Source organism: Janthinobacterium sp. B9-8, assembly GCF_000969645.2.
Lineage (GTDB): Bacteria > Pseudomonadota > Gammaproteobacteria > Burkholderiales > Chitinibacteraceae > Iodobacter.
Map to the genome: position 1 here is coordinate 4,144,774 of NZ_CP014222.1, position 14,348 is coordinate 4,159,121.

A 14,348-nucleotide genomic window follows, 5' to 3' on the forward strand; every position below is an offset into this window, starting at 1 on the left:
TGCAGCAGGCTGTTATTCCCGTTTTAAAAAGTGCCAAAAGCAGCTAAATGACAAATAGGAAAATAATAATGACTGATATGGCAAAAGCGGTGCGCTTAATGATTTTTGACGTTGATGGTGTGATGACCGATGGCAGCTTGTATTACAGCGATGCGGGTGAAGAGCTAAAAGCTTTTAACTCGCTGGATGGTCACGGGCTAAAAATGTTACGCGCCAGCGGTGTGAAATTAGCCATTATTACCGGCCGTACTTCTTTGCTAGTTGAGAAACGTGCCAAAGATCTGGGGGTGGATTTTCTTTATCAGGGCGCTCACGATAAGCGGGCAAGCTATGAAGATTTACTGCTAGCCGCTGGAGTTGGCCAGGATGTCTGTGGTTTTATGGGCGACGATGTGATTGATCTTCCGGTGATGCGCAGAGTCGCTTTTGCGGTAGCGGTGCCTGATTCTCCGGAGTTAGTGCGTAAACATGCTCACTATATTACGGGCAGCTCGGGTGGGCGGGGAGCCGTGCGCGAAGTATGCGAATACCTGATGCAAGCACAAGGTACGTTTGATGCCGCTATGGCGCCTTACCTCGCCTGATGGCAGTGCCGGGGACTACTCGCCTGCTACCGCTGGCCCTTGTTGTTTTGTTGGGTAGCCTGACTTGGCTGCTCGATAGAGCGGCAAGTTTACCTGGCTCTGCGGTTGCAATTAATGCAAATCAGCCCGATATGCTAGTAGATAAAGCCACTGCAGTGCGTTTTGGTGAAGATGGACGCCCCTTGTCTTTGCTAACCGCCACCCATGTTTCTCATTTGCCCGCTGGCGATATCACCTGGCTGGAAAAACCACATTTACGCTATACCGCCCCTGATCAGCCTCGTTTAGAAGTCACTGGCGAGCGTGCTAAATCAATAAAACAGGGGAGTGAAGTCTGGTTTCCCGGCATGGTTAAAATGGTTAGATCGGCCAGTGCTACGCAAGCAGAGTTAACGATTAATGGGCGTGATATGCGCGTTTTACCGCAGGAAGGACTTGCCAGCTCAGAAGCGCCGGCAATCGCAGTGATGGGCACGTATGTTATTGAATCAGTCGGTTTTATTGCTGATTCCAAGGCTGAAACGCTAGAACTTAAATCTAAAGTCAGGATGAGCTATGAGCCGATTCGCACCCGTTAAAGTTGTTTTACTCATGCTGCTGGCAGGCTCTGTATATGCAGAAAAAGCAGACCGGGAAAAACAGATCAATATTGTTGCTGCAAATTGTGTAATGAATCAAAAAACGCAGGCTAGCGTTTGTAGCAAAGATGTGGTGCTGACCCAAGGCACACTCAGCATTCGGGCTGATAAGCTGACGGTACGTCAGGATGAGGCGGGCAATCAATTTGTTGCTGGCAATGGCGGGCCGGTTCGCTTTCGGCAGAAAATGGATGGCGGTAATGATTGGGTGGATGCCGAAGCGCAGCGTTTTGATTATGACGGGCGCACCGGCATTCTTAAGTTGATTGATAAGGCATGGGTGAAACGTGGGGAAGATCAAATTCATAGCGATTTGATTACTTACGATTTAAACAATGAAGCCTATCAAGCGCAGAGCAAACCAGAGAGCGGCGGGCGCGTCAATATCGTGATTACACCGAAAAAGGCACCTGCACCATGAGTAGTTCTTTACGAGCGGAGCAGCTAGAAAAACGTTACGGAAAAAGAACCGTGGTGCGTGATGTCACTATGGAAATTTCAAGTGGAGAAGTGGTAGGTTTGCTTGGCCCTAATGGCGCGGGTAAAACCACCAGTTTTTATATGCTTGTGGGTCTGGTCGCGATGAATGGCGGGCGTATTACGCTGGATGGCGAGGATATCGGCCATTTACCCATTCATCAGCGGGCGCGGCGAGGTTTAGGCTACTTGCCACAAGAAGCGTCTATCTTTCGTAAAATGACAGTGGCACAAAATATCACTGCAGTGCTTGAATTGCATTGTAAAAATCGCGATGAAATAAACGCCCGGCTTGATGAGCTGCTGCACGATTTGCACATTGATCATTTGCGTGATGCAGGTGCAATGGGCTTATCAGGGGGCGAGCGTCGCCGGGTAGAAATTGCCCGTGCCTTGGCCGCCAGCCCGCGTTTTATCTTGCTGGATGAGCCATTTGCAGGGGTAGACCCGATTGCTGTGATGGATATTCAACGTATTATTGGTTTTTTAAAGCAACGTGGAATCGGTGTCTTGATCACTGATCATAATGTGCGTGAAACCCTTGGTATTTGCGATCGTGCCTACATCATCTCCGAAGGTGCGGTGATGGCGTCTGGTGCTCCGAAAGATATTGTAGAAAATGAAAGTGTGCGTCGGGTCTATCTCGGTGAACATTTCCGCATGTAAATGAAACAAACCCTGCAGCTGCGGTTATCCCAGCAACTTAATCTTACTCCTCAGTTGCAGCAGGCTATCAAGCTGCTGCAGCTTTCCACTCTTGAGTTTCAACAAGAGCTTGAACAGTATCTGAGCGAAAACCCGTTATTGGAGCGTGGCGAAGAAGCCGCTGCTGGCGAGGCAGAGCAAGCAGAGCCGCAGTGGGAAATGGGTGAAGACGATGGTTTACGCTGGGAAGGCACAAGCCACGGGAGCTCGGATGATGACGATGATTTTGATCCGGCCAGCAATATCGCCCGCGATTTAGATTTACGCGAATACTTGCTGCAGCAAGCAGGTTTGCTGCCTTTGTCGCATCGGGATAAGTCCTTGTTATTGATGCTGATTGAGGCATTGGATGAAGATGGGTTTCTTTCTCAATCCTTAGAAGATGTCTTTTCTCAGCTGCCAGAGGAACTTATCCAAGATTATGAACTCGAACTTGATGACTTAAGAATTGCTTTAATTCGCTTACAGCATTTAGAGCCTTTGGGAATTGGAGCAAGAGATACCGCTGATTGTTTATGCTTACAATTGCGCCAGAAGCCAGTGAGCGCCGCCCGTGATTTAGCCTTGCAGATTGCCGAAAATTCACTCGATTTATTAGCTGGCCGGGACTACACTAGGCTTAAACGGGCTTTTAAATGCGAGGATGCTGAGTTAAAAGCAGCGCAAGAATTGATTGTAAGTTTAAACCCTAGGCCAAGCGCACAATGGTCTGTAGCATCGCCTAGATATGTAAGCCCTGATGTCGTTGTACAAAAAGTACGCGGTGTTTGGCGGGTTAGATTACACGATGCTTCGATGCCTAAATTGCGCGTGAATCGCCTTTATGCAGATATCTTACAAAAAGGCGATGGCGGCCATTTAGCGCGAGAGTTACAAGAAGCACGTTGGTTAGTAAAAAGTGTGCAGCAGCGATTTGATACCATTTTGCGAGTAGCCACAGCGATTGTAGAACGGCAGCGCGCATTTTTTGAACACGGTGAAGTGGCGATGCGCCCGCTAGTGCTCAGAGATATCGCCGAAGAGCTAGATTTACATGAGTCGACTATTTCTAGGGTAACCACGCAAAAATATATGCTTACGCCGCGTGGCCTATATGAATTTAAGTTTTTCTTCGGTAGCCATGTTGATACGGATGCCGGAGGAGAGTGTTCTGCTACAGCGATCAAAGCATTGATCAAGCAGATGGTGCAGCAAGAAGATAAGAAAAAACCTTTAAGTGATAGCGTATTGGCAGAAGCATTATCCGCTCAAGGTATTGTGGTAGCCCGGCGCACCGTTGCCAAATACCGTGAAGCGTTGCAGATTTACCCAGTAAGTCAGCGCAAAAGTTTGTAAGGCCCCAACGGAAGGAGTAACCCTATGAATTTGAATATCAGTGGCCATCATCTTGAAGTGACCCCATCTATCCGTGAGTATGTAAACAGTAAGATGGAGCGGGTCATTCGACACTTTGACAATGTAATTGACGTTAATGTCATCCTATCCGTGGAGAAACTGCAACATCAGGTTGAAGCAACCGTTCACGTTCGCGGCCGCGATATCCACGTCGAAGCGACGGATGAAAATATGTATGCAGCCATTGACTTGCTGGCCGATAAGCTAGACCGACAAGTTGTGAAGCACAAAGAAAAATCGATGGATCATCGTAACGAATCCATTAAGCAGCACCAGCCTGCCGCTGAATAAAGCGACTTTTCTCACCTTAGCGGGAACCGGAATACTCAGGTTCCCGTTTTTGTTTTTAAACGACGGCGCTACAATGGGTGTCGTCCCTGTTTTGGTCTGTCTACAATGAGCTTGATCGCCCAAATTTTGCCTAGCGGAAATGTCTTCCTTGATATGGAAGTCGGCAGCAAAAAACGTATTTTTGAACAAGTCGGCATTCTGTTTGAGAATAGCCACGGTATTGCCCGCAGTGTTATTTTTGATAGCCTGTTTGCCCGGGAAAAGCTTGGTTCCACAGGGCTTGGGCAAGGTGTTGCCATCCCGCATGGCCGGATTAAAGGTTTGAAAGAAGCTACAGGCGCATTTGTACGGCTTAATGAGCCTATCCCTTATGACGCGCCTGATGGCAAACCGGTTTCCTTGGTATTTGTGTTGCTGGTGCCTGCTCACGCTACCGATTTACATCTGCAAATTTTGTCCGAACTGGCTCAGCTTTTCTCAGATAAAGTATTGCGCGAGAGCCTGCTGGCGGCCACCGAACCCGGCCAAATCTGGAAGCTAATCAGTACTTGGGAGCCTTATGCCACAGATTTCAGTTAGACAGCTTTTTATCGATAACGCCGAGAAGCTGCGACTGACGTGGGTAGCAGGGCAATCGGGTGCGAATAATCTGCTATCTAATGATGCATCTGAGCAAAAGCCAACACTCTCTTTAGTCGGCCACCTGAATTTTATCCACCCCAACCGCATTCAGGTGCTTGGGGTGGCAGAAACGGTTTATCTGCTGCAGCTTAGCCCCGAGGCGCAAAGAGAATCCCTCGCGCGGCTGTTCTCTAATGAAATGGCTGCTGTGATTGTGGCCAATGGCCAGATTGTGGGCGACTGCCTGCGCGAAGCCTCTGAGCGTTTTCATGTGCCGCTGCTCACCTCCCCCGAGCAATCCCCCTATTTGATGGATGTACTACGCTATTACCTCTCGAAGGCATTGGCGGTTTCTACGCATCTGCACGGGGTGTTTTTGGATGTGCTGGAAGTGGGCGTTTTGCTGACTGGCGAATCGTCGATGGGTAAGAGCGAGCTGGCGTTGGAGCTGATTTCACGTGGCCACGGCCTTGTGGCAGACGATGTGGTTGAGGTCTATCGCACTAATCCGGAAACGCTGGAAGGGCGCTGCCCGCCGATGTTGCGTGATTTCCTCGAAGTGCGCGGAATTGGCGTATTGAATATCCGTACTATTTTCGGTGAAACTGCCGTCAGGCCGCGTAAAACACTCAAGCTGATTATGCATCTGGCCAAGGCGGGTGGCGAGAAAGTCGCCCCGATGGATCGATTGCAAATGCAGGCGGCCACACAAGATATCCTTGGCGTGCCGATTCGCAAGCTGGTGATTCCTGTGGCGGCCGGTCGAAATTTAGCGGTTTTGGTTGAGGCTGCGGTTAGAAATTATATTTTGCAATTACGCGGTATTGATTCCACGCGTGAATTTATTGAAAGACACCAAAAATTTATGGAGATGGGCGAATAAGTCGCTAACCCAATATGCAGGGTGTTTATGCAAGAATCAAAATATAAGCTACACAAAAATATACAAAATAATGGGGATGGGGAGTGAAACAGCAGCAGGTTATTTTATTGTCTGGTTTATCAGGGGCGGGTAAAAGCGTTGCACTTAAGTCTTTAGAAGATCTTGGCTATTTTTGCATCGATAATTTGCCTGCGCCTTTGCTACCACAAACCGCGGCATTACTGGATGAAGATGGCTATCCCAAAATTGCCATTTCGGTTGATGTGCGCAGCGCTCATAATTTTGCCAGCTTCCCCAATCATCTTGAAGCCCTGTTTGAGCTGGGGCTTGATGTGCAAATGCTGTTTCTGGAAGCGAATAACGACACTCTGGTGAAGCGCTTTTCTGAAACAAGGCGCAGCCATCCGCTCTCTAGTGGCACATTAACGGTGACCGAGGCTATTAGCTTAGAGCGTGAAATGCTGGCTGATTTCTCCGCAGTTGCCCATCGTATTGATACCAGTGATTTATCGGCTAATCAGCTACGCAGCTGGATTCGGCAGTTTGTGGCGCTGGACCGCTCCAGACTCACGGTGATTTTTGAATCTTTTGGCTTTAAGCATGGTTTGCCAATGGATGCCGATTTTGTGTTTGATGCCCGCTGCCTGCCCAACCCCTATTACGATAAATCTTTACGCCCTTTAACGGGTAAAGATCAGCCCGTGATTGATTTCTTAGAGCGGCAAGCGGTGGTTGGGCGTTTTCAAAGCCATATCAAAACATTTATGGAAGCTTGGTTGCCAGAGTTTGAAGCCGATAATCGCAGCTATATTACGGTAGCGATTGGCTGCACCGGCGGCCAGCATCGCTCGGTTTATTTAGCGGAGCAATTAGCGGCATACTTTGCTGAGCATCGGCAGGTATTGCTTAGGCACCGTGAGCAGCATGCCTGAAATACGCCCCTCTCGAAATCGGGAGATGCTTAGGGTAATGTGGCCAGGAGACTGGCCGTTTTCCTTACTGGCGCTGGCTTTTGTGGTGTATCTGGGCTTTTGGAGCTGGCAGCAGGAGAGTGCCACGCGGGTGCGTATTTATCAGGCGGGCAAAGTCTTTGCCGTGCTGGATTTAAACGCAGAGCGCACGGTGCAAGTGGCTGGCCCCCTTGGGTTTACCTCTGTAGAAGTAAAATCGGGCCGGGTACGTATTAGCCGTGACCCCAGCCCGCGCCAATATTGTGTGCGCATGGGCTGGCTGGATCAGGCTGGCCAAATGGCGATTTGCCTGCCTAACCGAATCAGCATCGAGCTTTTAGGCTCGCGTCCTCATGAATTCGACAGCCTCAGTTACTGAAATCCGTATCAAACCCAGTTTGGACGATGTGCGCATTGCCCGCTATGCCGCGCTGGCGATTGCCTTATCGGTGCTGGAGGCGGGCATTCCTTCGCCTATTCCCGGTATTAAGCCGGGGCTGGCTAATATCATCACCCTGATTGCGCTCTGGCGCTTTGGCTGGCGCGATGCTGCGTGGATTTCCATGCTCAGAATCATCGGCAGTGGTATTGTGCTGGGCGGTTTTTTATCCCCCGGTTTTGCTATGAGCTTGATGGGCGGGCTAAGCAGCCTCTTAGCCTTGGCCGCTGTGAATCACTTGCCTAGGCGCTGGTTCGGCCCCGTATCGCACTCGCTGGTTGCCGCCTTTGCCCATATGGCAGGGCAGCTTTTATTAGCGCGGCTCTGGCTGATTCCGCATAATGGCATCATCCATTTAGTGCCCCTGTTTGCTGCTGCAGCCTTGGTATTTGGTGTGGTAAATGGGGTGATTGCAGCAAAGCTGCTGGCTCGTGAGTGAAACGTTCAAAAAGTGCGTAGGTTGGGTTACGCGAGATATCGCTGGGCGAGGTAAACCTCGTAGGCAGACTGCTAACCCAACCTACGAATTCTGCTTAAGTTGATAGGGCTGGCGGGTTTCACCCGCCCTACAAAAATACACAGCGTTATAACTATCAATTGATTTGGTTTTCTCTGCGGTCTGTTTTTAAACTCCGTGTTCTCTGTGTTTACAGACCTTTGGGTGTTGCATCGTTTTAATAGGTTTTAAATGAAAACAATAACTTTGGCTTTTACCGGCGCATCCGGCCTGCCTTATGGCCTGCGCACGTTGGAATGCTTGCTGGCGGCGGGTTGCACCGTGCATGTGCTCTATACCCAGGCGGCGCAAATTGTGGCCAAGCAAGAGCTAGATGAAACCTGGCCTTCGCGCGCGGCTGATCTGGCTGTGCTTTTTCGCCAGCGTTACGGCGTTACTGATGAATCAAAGCTGCAAGTTTTTGGTCAGCAAGAATGGTTTGCCCCGATGGCATCCGGCTCTAACCCTGGCGATGGCATGATTGTTTGCCCTTGCACCATGGGCGCTTTATCGGCGATTGCGGTGGGCGCTTCGGATAATTTATTAGAGCGCGCTGCGGATGTGATGATTAAGGAAGGCAAAAAATTAGTGGTTGTTCCACGTGAAGCACCTTTTTCGGTGCTGCATCTGGAGAATATGCTGAAGCTAGCAAGGCTGGGAGTGGTGATCTTGCCGCCTAATCCGGGCTTTTATCACCACCCTAAAACCATCGCCGATTTAGTCGATTTTGTGGTGGCAAGGATATTGGATCAGTTCCAAATTCCGCATCAGCTGATGCAGCGCTGGGGGGATAAGGGATGAATTTAAAGATTGATTGGAAGTGGGCTTGTTTGGCTTTACTTGCATTGTGGTTCTGGCCCTCGTTCGCCCCGCACGACCCCTGGAAGCCCGACGAAAGCTATATTCTTGGCTTAGTTTATGAATATACGCTGCGGGATAACTGGCTGGTGCCGATGCTGTCTGGCGAGCCATTTATGGAAAAACCGCCGCTGTTTTTCTGGACGGCAGCGGGCTTCTCCCGTTATGTGTTTACTTGGCTGCCTGTGCACGTTGCGGCGAGGCTGGCTGCGGCATTTTATATTGCGCTGACCTTTATCTTTGCCGCTCTGGCGGCAGGGCAATTTGCTGCCCGCAGCCGGGCGAATAATCCATCGCAAGCCGCATGGCTCACCGCCATTTTGCTGGCTGGCACGCTGGGCTTAGTCGGCAATGGCCATCACATCCTGACCGATAGCGCTCTATTTGCCAGCTTTGCCATCGCCCTATACGCATTTGCTATCTTTCCCTTGCGGCCAATGGGCAGCGGCCTGCTGCTGGGCACTGCTTGGGGAATGGCGTTTTTAACTAAGGGCCTGTTGGGGCCGGGTTGCTTGGGTTTGGCGGCTCTGCTGCTGCCGATTGTTGATCGCACCTACCGGCAAAAAGCTTATTTACTGACGCTGAGCATCGCTCTGCTGGCCGCATTACCTTGGTGGCTGATCTGGCCTTGGCGCTTATGGCTGGCCTCGCCCGAGTTATTTTACACTTGGTTTTGGGTGAATAATCTGGGGCGATTCTTAGGCGAGAATAACCTTGGGCCAGAATACGAGCGTGGCTTTTACCTGAAGATTCTGCCTTGGCACGCCTTCCCGCTGATTCTCTATCTGCCCGTATTGTTTTTCAGGCAGCGCCTCGATGCGTTTAAAAATGCAGCCCCTGCAGCCCTGCTTTGCTTACTAACCTACACCATTTTATCGCTGGCTAAAACCTCGATGGAGCTATACGCCGTGCCTGCCGTAGTGGCGTTTGCCGTATGGATGGGCGCACAAGCCTCCAGCGTTCCCGCCGCTTTCGAGCGCCGCTTTGGCCTCGTCGCCCTGTGCTTAGTTGCCGTCAGTGCGCTATTGCTATGGTGGGCATGGGCCGCCCTTTATTTCGGCCTGCCCTTGCAAGCCCGTCTGCTGCATTTCTTACCGGGCTTTGCAGAAAAGCCAAACTGGCTGGGCGTGCTCTCCACACTCGTACTCACCATCATCGTGTGGAATCTGGCCTGGCGAGCACCACAATGGGCTAAACACCAAGGCGCGGTGCGCTGGCTGGCCGTGCTGGTAATGAGCTACGGCCTGGTATTCAGCCTGCTGCTACCCGGCTTAAATTACAGCAAAAGCTATAAACCGATGATGCTGGATTTAGCCACGCAATTGGACAAAAACCAGTGCCTGGCGAGCTTTGGCTTAGGCGAGCACGAAAGAGGCAACTTCCACTACTACACCACCATGCGGGTGCAGCGCTTTGAAATAGGCCGGGGCAAAGACTGCCCGCAGCTATTAATCCAAGGCAACATCATGCCTGCAAATATTGGTGAATATAGCCTGCTGAAGAAAATTACTAGGGCGACGGATAGGGGAGAGGAATTTAGTATTTGGCGTAAGAGGTAATGCATATTGCTTACTTTTTGCTGATATTTTGCTGGTAGAATTGTTTGGCTGGAGTTGTGCGAGCAAGGTGGAAAGCTACGCTCAATAGGGGGCAGCTTTACAATATTACATCATTTTACCGTCTCAAGTAAGCTTTTGTCACTGAGCGTGGCGTTTTGATGCACCACACGACGGTGGTTCTTCTGCTGTTTTAGGATGTTTATATCTTGTTATGCGAACAGGAAAGATTCGGTGCTGCTTGGCATAGGAATGCAACAATGGATTTGCGATCCGCGATTAACAGACTCGTAGTAGAGGACTATCTTGATGAGTGGTCAGCTTGCATCAAGGATCTACCTAGGGATCAGCGAGCGGAAGCCTTCAGCTCAGCGGAGCCGCTTTGGATTAAGCGGATGGTTAGCGAGGGGAAGCTACTAATTCATCCCGTTGTGGCAGCAGACCTTAAAAATCGGCAATGGAAGCCAATTGATTTACACCGGCGAATGATCTGGGCAAGTGTTCTCGCATCCATTGACAGCCCGAAAGGGAAAGAACGTTTTAATGCGAACAAGGCGAGAATTGTTAAGAAGCATGGAAACGACTGGTGGTTTGATATCTACAAGAGGGTCAAGCCTGCGTATGCGGCACGCATGAGGATCAAGAAGAATCAGGAGAGTATGGGGCCCGCACTTAGCCAAATGGCGAGGCATAGTTCCGTGCTCACCTTAGCTCTGCACGAAGAGCGTGAGGCAGCTTTAAAAATGATTCCGAAAGACTGAAAAATGTGCCATGTACGCATAAGAAATAACTGGGGTCAGAGTAAAGACCTGTAGGGTGGGTTAGTTTTTCTCAATCCGCGCTGAGCTATGTTGCTGCACAAACCACTTATTATTTATTGCCAAGCCTGAATCGCGGGTTACACCTGCGGCTAACCCGCCCTACAGGGCTTTTAGGTGTCAACATTTTGTTAAATTTCAAGGTAGGGGCTGGACTTCATGCATTTAATGATTTTTCTTGTTGTTCTTGTCGCTCTCGTTACAGGTCTCTCATTTATTGGCGAAACCTATGCGGATTACCAAACTCACTTCATTGTCTTTACTGCACTGTATTTCATGGTGTGGTGGTTGGCGTCGAAGGTATTCGGGGTTAAGGCTGTAGACTCTAGTCCGTCAAACCTTACTGCATTAAGCCTCATTGAAAGATTTGCTCGGCTTCCATTTCGAGCCGTCGCGTCATTTTATTTTACGGGCCTTTCGATGCTGTTTGCTGTCACGCTCTTAGTAGCTGGTCACTCATTTAGTGCACTGATAGTTGCTGCATTTGGACTTGGCATTGCAATCGTTATAGCGGGCATAAGCGAGTAGTTATAGAAATGAATAACCTAGGTCAAAAAAATAGCTGGAATAACAGGGGTTAGAGTAAAGTTAAATCTGCTTCCTTTAGCTTTAAGGGCATGACTCATAGTAGGATTTAAGTGAGGTAGCCTGAAATCCGTAGACACGCTTGTTTGGTAAACTTTGAGCCAACAGGAGTGAGAAATGAGCAAAAGAGTAACGCAAAGCCATACGCCGGAATTTCGGGCGGAAGCGATCAAGCTGGTGTTTGAGCAAGGGTTTTCGGTGGCCGAGACTGCTGCGCGTCTGAATATGAAGCAGAGCACGCTGGCGTATTGGGTCACACAAGCCCGCAAGGCAGACAAAACCACCTCCGCGCAGACCGGGATGCCCGATGCCTCTGACTTGATGGCTGAGGTTCGGCAATTGCGCAAAGAACTGGCCGAAGCCCGGATGGAGCGCGATATCCTAAAAAAAGCGACGGCGTACTTTGCCAGGGAATCACTGCCCGGTACGCGTTCGTGAAGCAATGGCAATCTCAATATCCGGTCAAACTGTTGTGCCAGACTTTGGCGGTGTCTCGCTATGGTTTTTACGCCTGGCAAAAACGGCCACCTTGCCGCCGCGCGCTGGAGAATGAGCGCTTACGGATAGAGATTCGGGCCGCACACAACAAGACTCGCCGGACTTACAGCGCCAAACGCTTGCAGGATGAACTGGCAGAAGAAGGAATTAAGGTGGGTCGTGACCGGATCGCCCGGCTGAGGCGTGAAGAAGGTATTCGTTGCATCCAGAAGCGTAAATTCAAGGCCACGACGAACTCGAACCACACTCTGCCGGTCGCAGATAACTTGCTGAATCAGGAATTTAAACCAACCGAGCCGAATCAAGTATGGGTGAGTGACATCACCTATAGTACGCCCAGCCAGCGTAGCCCGCATTGATTGGGGCGATGCTGCTTGAGCATGTTTGGAATGCAGTATCCCAGCAAGTCGTTGATGTTGCGCTGGGGAATGCCCTTCTTCTGCTACAAGAAGAAGTGAGCCGAAGCGGCGGTGACCTGCTGACACTGGCAGGGTGACGAAGTCCGTGGGAAACGGGGTTTGCGGCGAAGCGGTTACGCCAAGATGAATCTCTAGGCTGAGCGTGGGACGGTTGAGGAATACGAACCTATTAAACCGCATCTGAGGGTTGAAATGTCACCACGGCCTACACCGTTTAATAGGCCGGATTTGGACTGGCATCAGTGACATAATATCTACTGATGCCGCGATTGTAGCCAGAAATGTAAGCTGGTCTGCATGGCGTTATGGGGAGTGTATAGCTAGACCATGACATCTAAATCGACTTGCAGACAGCAAGGATAAAGACTGCGATAGGCAACCTCGCCCATGCGTTGAGTCCAGCATGTGAACTGGGGAAGGCTTGCACAAATGCCAAGGGAGTGTGCCCCCGATGATGTGCAAGTTGGCGGAGCCTCCGTAGTAGCCGAGACTGGGAAAACCAGTTGCATGGCGAAGGGAGGCAGTTTAAGTGGTTTGCTGGGTCGATTAACTGACCACAATAAGGTGAAGACCTTTGATAATCAGTGAAATGCAAAGCAAACTGGCGACATGGTCAACGGAGAACAAAGAACGTAAGTTTGATCGCCTCTTGAGATTAATCGCTGATCTAACTTGGCTCCGAGAGGCGGCACGAATTACGCTGGTGTCGAGCGGAGCCAAAACACCTGGCATTGATGGTATTGGCAAGGCTCAAATGGAAATCCATCTCCAAACTGAGCTTGAAACAATACGCAGTGAACTGCTTGCGGGGACATTTAAACCACAAGCAGCACGTCGAGTTTATATCCCGAAAGCCAATGGCAAGATGAGGCCTTTGGGTATCCCTTGTTTGCGTGATCGGATTGTGCAACGTGCCATTCTGATGGTTATGGAGCCAATCTGGGAAAGTGATTTCCACCCTGCATCTTATGGATTCAGGCCTGCACGCAGCGTTCATCACGCAATTCGTACGGTAAAACTACAACTGCAAGATGGTGCGGAACAATGCACGGCGGGCCGTTGGGTGATTGAAGGTGATTTAGCCAGCTACTTTGATACCGTTCACCACCGTCTCCTGTTGAAGGGAATTCGTAAACGAATTGCAGATCGACGCTTGCTCATGCTGCTTTGGCGTTTTATTAAAGCAGGGAGCGTCGATCAGGGGCTATTTCGCGCCGCTAGTGAAGGCGTACCGCAAGGCGGTGTCATTTCTCCCTTACTGTCAAACATCATGCTGCATGAGTTTGACCTGTGGATGGAAGAGCACTACCTGAGCAAGAAAGTACGCAAAGATCGCTGGTCTTGGAACTTTGGCATTCAAAATCAGCGTCCAATTGCCATTAAGGAAAATCGGCAATGGAAGCCAGCAATATCTTACTGCCGTTATGCGGATGATTTTGTAGTGATTGTCAAAGGAACGAAGGTCCAGGCGGAAACCGTGCGTGAAGCCTGTCGCTCATTTCTCGAAGACCAGCTCAACTTAACGCTGAATTTAGAGAAAACCCACATTACGCATGTGAACGATGGCTTTGTATTTCTAGGGCATCGCATCCTACGCAAGCGTGGCGGGCAAGGCAGGATGCAGATTGTGAGCACGATTCCTTGGGATAAATACCGACAATTCGCCGAGAAATTAGTGAGACAACTATCGGGGAATTACAGTACGAATCGGATCGACATGTTGGAAAGTTTAAATCGTCAACTTGCAGGATGGGCGACGTTCTATCAGTACACCGATTTTACGGCGACACTCTTTATTAAGGTAGATCGGATGATATTCTGGAAATTTGGCTACTGGCTAGCACGAAAATACCGGCGTGGCTTCCGCTCTTTGATGCGGGATTACATTAAAGCGCCAGAACTTGGTATCGCCAAAACATGGTTGCTTGAAGGTAGAAATAGCCGAGGCTGGTATGGTGCGCTGGCACTCTGGCGACTCATTACGAGCCGAAAAGGCCGATTTACATGGCGAACACCAGCAGAAAATCCTTACATACTGCGTGACGCACCGCCCAATACGATCAAGTCAGTGTATCGCGATGTTGCCTTTGCAATGAGCAACACTTAAATGGAGAGCCGGATGCATTGAAAGGTGC

The 14,348-nt window shown here is 50.0% G+C and carries 18 protein-coding genes and 1 pseudogene; all 19 read left to right on the forward strand.

The window, feature by feature from the left end; translation table 11 throughout:
• The first annotated feature begins 68 nt into the window (after positions 1–68).
• Positions 69–584 (forward strand): KdsC family phosphatase, encoded by a 516-nt coding sequence (locus VN23_RS18695; protein WP_046351709.1) that lies wholly within the window; start codon positions 69–71, stop codon positions 582–584.
• Positions 584–1,162: an LPS export ABC transporter periplasmic protein LptC gene (gene lptC / locus VN23_RS18700; protein ID WP_046351710.1), complete on the forward strand. Its 579-nt coding sequence runs from the start codon at positions 584–586 to the stop codon at positions 1,160–1,162. The genes VN23_RS18695 and lptC overlap by 1 nt, the downstream gene beginning before the upstream one ends.
• Entirely contained in the window at positions 1,140–1,643 is a 504-nt protein-coding gene (gene lptA, locus VN23_RS18705; RefSeq protein ID WP_046351711.1) for a lipopolysaccharide transport periplasmic protein LptA, read from the forward strand. The genes lptC and lptA overlap by 23 nt, the downstream gene beginning before the upstream one ends.
• Positions 1,640–2,365 (forward strand): LPS export ABC transporter ATP-binding protein, encoded by a 726-nt coding sequence (gene lptB / locus VN23_RS18710; protein WP_046351712.1) that lies wholly within the window; start codon positions 1,640–1,642, stop codon positions 2,363–2,365. Before lptA ends, lptB begins: the two co-directional genes overlap by 4 nt.
• Positions 2,366–3,739, forward strand: coding sequence for an RNA polymerase factor sigma-54 (locus VN23_RS18715; protein WP_046351713.1), 1,374 nt, complete (start codon positions 2,366–2,368; stop codon positions 3,737–3,739).
• Between the two features lie 24 nt (positions 3,740–3,763).
• On the forward strand, positions 3,764–4,090 hold the full coding sequence (hpf, locus tag VN23_RS18720; protein WP_046351714.1) for a ribosome hibernation-promoting factor, HPF/YfiA family: 327 nt from the start codon (positions 3,764–3,766) through the stop codon (positions 4,088–4,090).
• 105 nt (positions 4,091–4,195) lie between these two features.
• A complete protein-coding gene (gene ptsN, locus VN23_RS18725) occupies positions 4,196–4,669 on the forward strand; it encodes a PTS IIA-like nitrogen regulatory protein PtsN (protein WP_046351715.1) in 474 nt (157 codons plus the stop codon).
• On the forward strand, positions 4,650–5,594 hold the full coding sequence (hprK, locus tag VN23_RS18730) for an HPr(Ser) kinase/phosphatase (RefSeq protein WP_046351716.1): 945 nt from the start codon (positions 4,650–4,652) through the stop codon (positions 5,592–5,594). Before ptsN ends, hprK begins: the two co-directional genes overlap by 20 nt.
• 83 nt (positions 5,595–5,677) lie before the next feature.
• Positions 5,678–6,526, forward strand: a complete 849-nt coding sequence (gene rapZ / locus VN23_RS18735; RefSeq protein ID WP_046351717.1) for an RNase adapter RapZ — start codon at positions 5,678–5,680, stop codon at positions 6,524–6,526.
• Positions 6,527–6,563: 37 nt separating this feature from the next.
• Entirely contained in the window at positions 6,564–6,923 is a 360-nt protein-coding gene (locus tag VN23_RS18740; protein ID WP_052746560.1) for a NusG domain II-containing protein, read from the forward strand.
• Positions 6,898–7,422: a Gx transporter family protein gene (locus VN23_RS18745; RefSeq protein ID WP_046351719.1), complete on the forward strand. Its 525-nt coding sequence runs from the start codon at positions 6,898–6,900 to the stop codon at positions 7,420–7,422. The genes VN23_RS18740 and VN23_RS18745 overlap by 26 nt, the downstream gene beginning before the upstream one ends.
• A 249-nt stretch (positions 7,423–7,671) precedes the next feature.
• Entirely contained in the window at positions 7,672–8,280 is a 609-nt protein-coding gene (locus VN23_RS18750) for a flavin prenyltransferase UbiX (RefSeq protein WP_046351720.1), read from the forward strand.
• Positions 8,277–9,896 (forward strand): ArnT family glycosyltransferase, encoded by a 1,620-nt coding sequence (locus VN23_RS18755; protein WP_046351721.1) that lies wholly within the window; start codon positions 8,277–8,279, stop codon positions 9,894–9,896. The genes VN23_RS18750 and VN23_RS18755 overlap by 4 nt, the downstream gene beginning before the upstream one ends.
• A 257-nt stretch (positions 9,897–10,153) precedes the next feature.
• Entirely contained in the window at positions 10,154–10,654 is a 501-nt protein-coding gene (locus VN23_RS18760; protein ID WP_052746561.1) for a hypothetical protein, read from the forward strand.
• A 216-nt stretch (positions 10,655–10,870) separates the two neighbouring features.
• The gene (locus tag VN23_RS18765; RefSeq protein ID WP_046351722.1) at positions 10,871–11,239 is read left to right on the forward strand and encodes a hypothetical protein; all 369 of its coding nucleotides are present in this window, start codon (positions 10,871–10,873) and stop codon (positions 11,237–11,239) included.
• Positions 11,240–11,413: 174 nt separating this feature from the next.
• Positions 11,414–11,734, forward strand: coding sequence for an IS3 family transposase (locus VN23_RS18770; protein ID WP_046352203.1), 321 nt, complete (start codon positions 11,414–11,416; stop codon positions 11,732–11,734).
• Positions 11,701–12,123: pseudogene (locus tag VN23_RS18775) on the forward strand (IS3 family transposase); the annotation flags it as partial. The gene VN23_RS18770 and the pseudogene VN23_RS18775, both read left to right, overlap by 34 nt.
• Positions 12,124–12,161: 38 nt before the next feature.
• Positions 12,162–12,290 carry a hypothetical protein gene (locus VN23_RS22320; RefSeq protein ID WP_257722034.1) on the forward strand — a complete coding sequence of 43 codons (129 nt, stop codon included), beginning with the start codon at positions 12,162–12,164 and terminating at the stop codon, positions 12,288–12,290.
• A 512-nt stretch (positions 12,291–12,802) separates the two neighbouring features.
• Complete coding sequence (gene ltrA / locus VN23_RS18780; RefSeq protein ID WP_062654939.1) at positions 12,803–14,320, forward strand: group II intron reverse transcriptase/maturase; 1,518 nt, start codon at positions 12,803–12,805, stop codon at positions 14,318–14,320.
• Positions 14,321–14,348 lie beyond the last annotated feature (28 nt).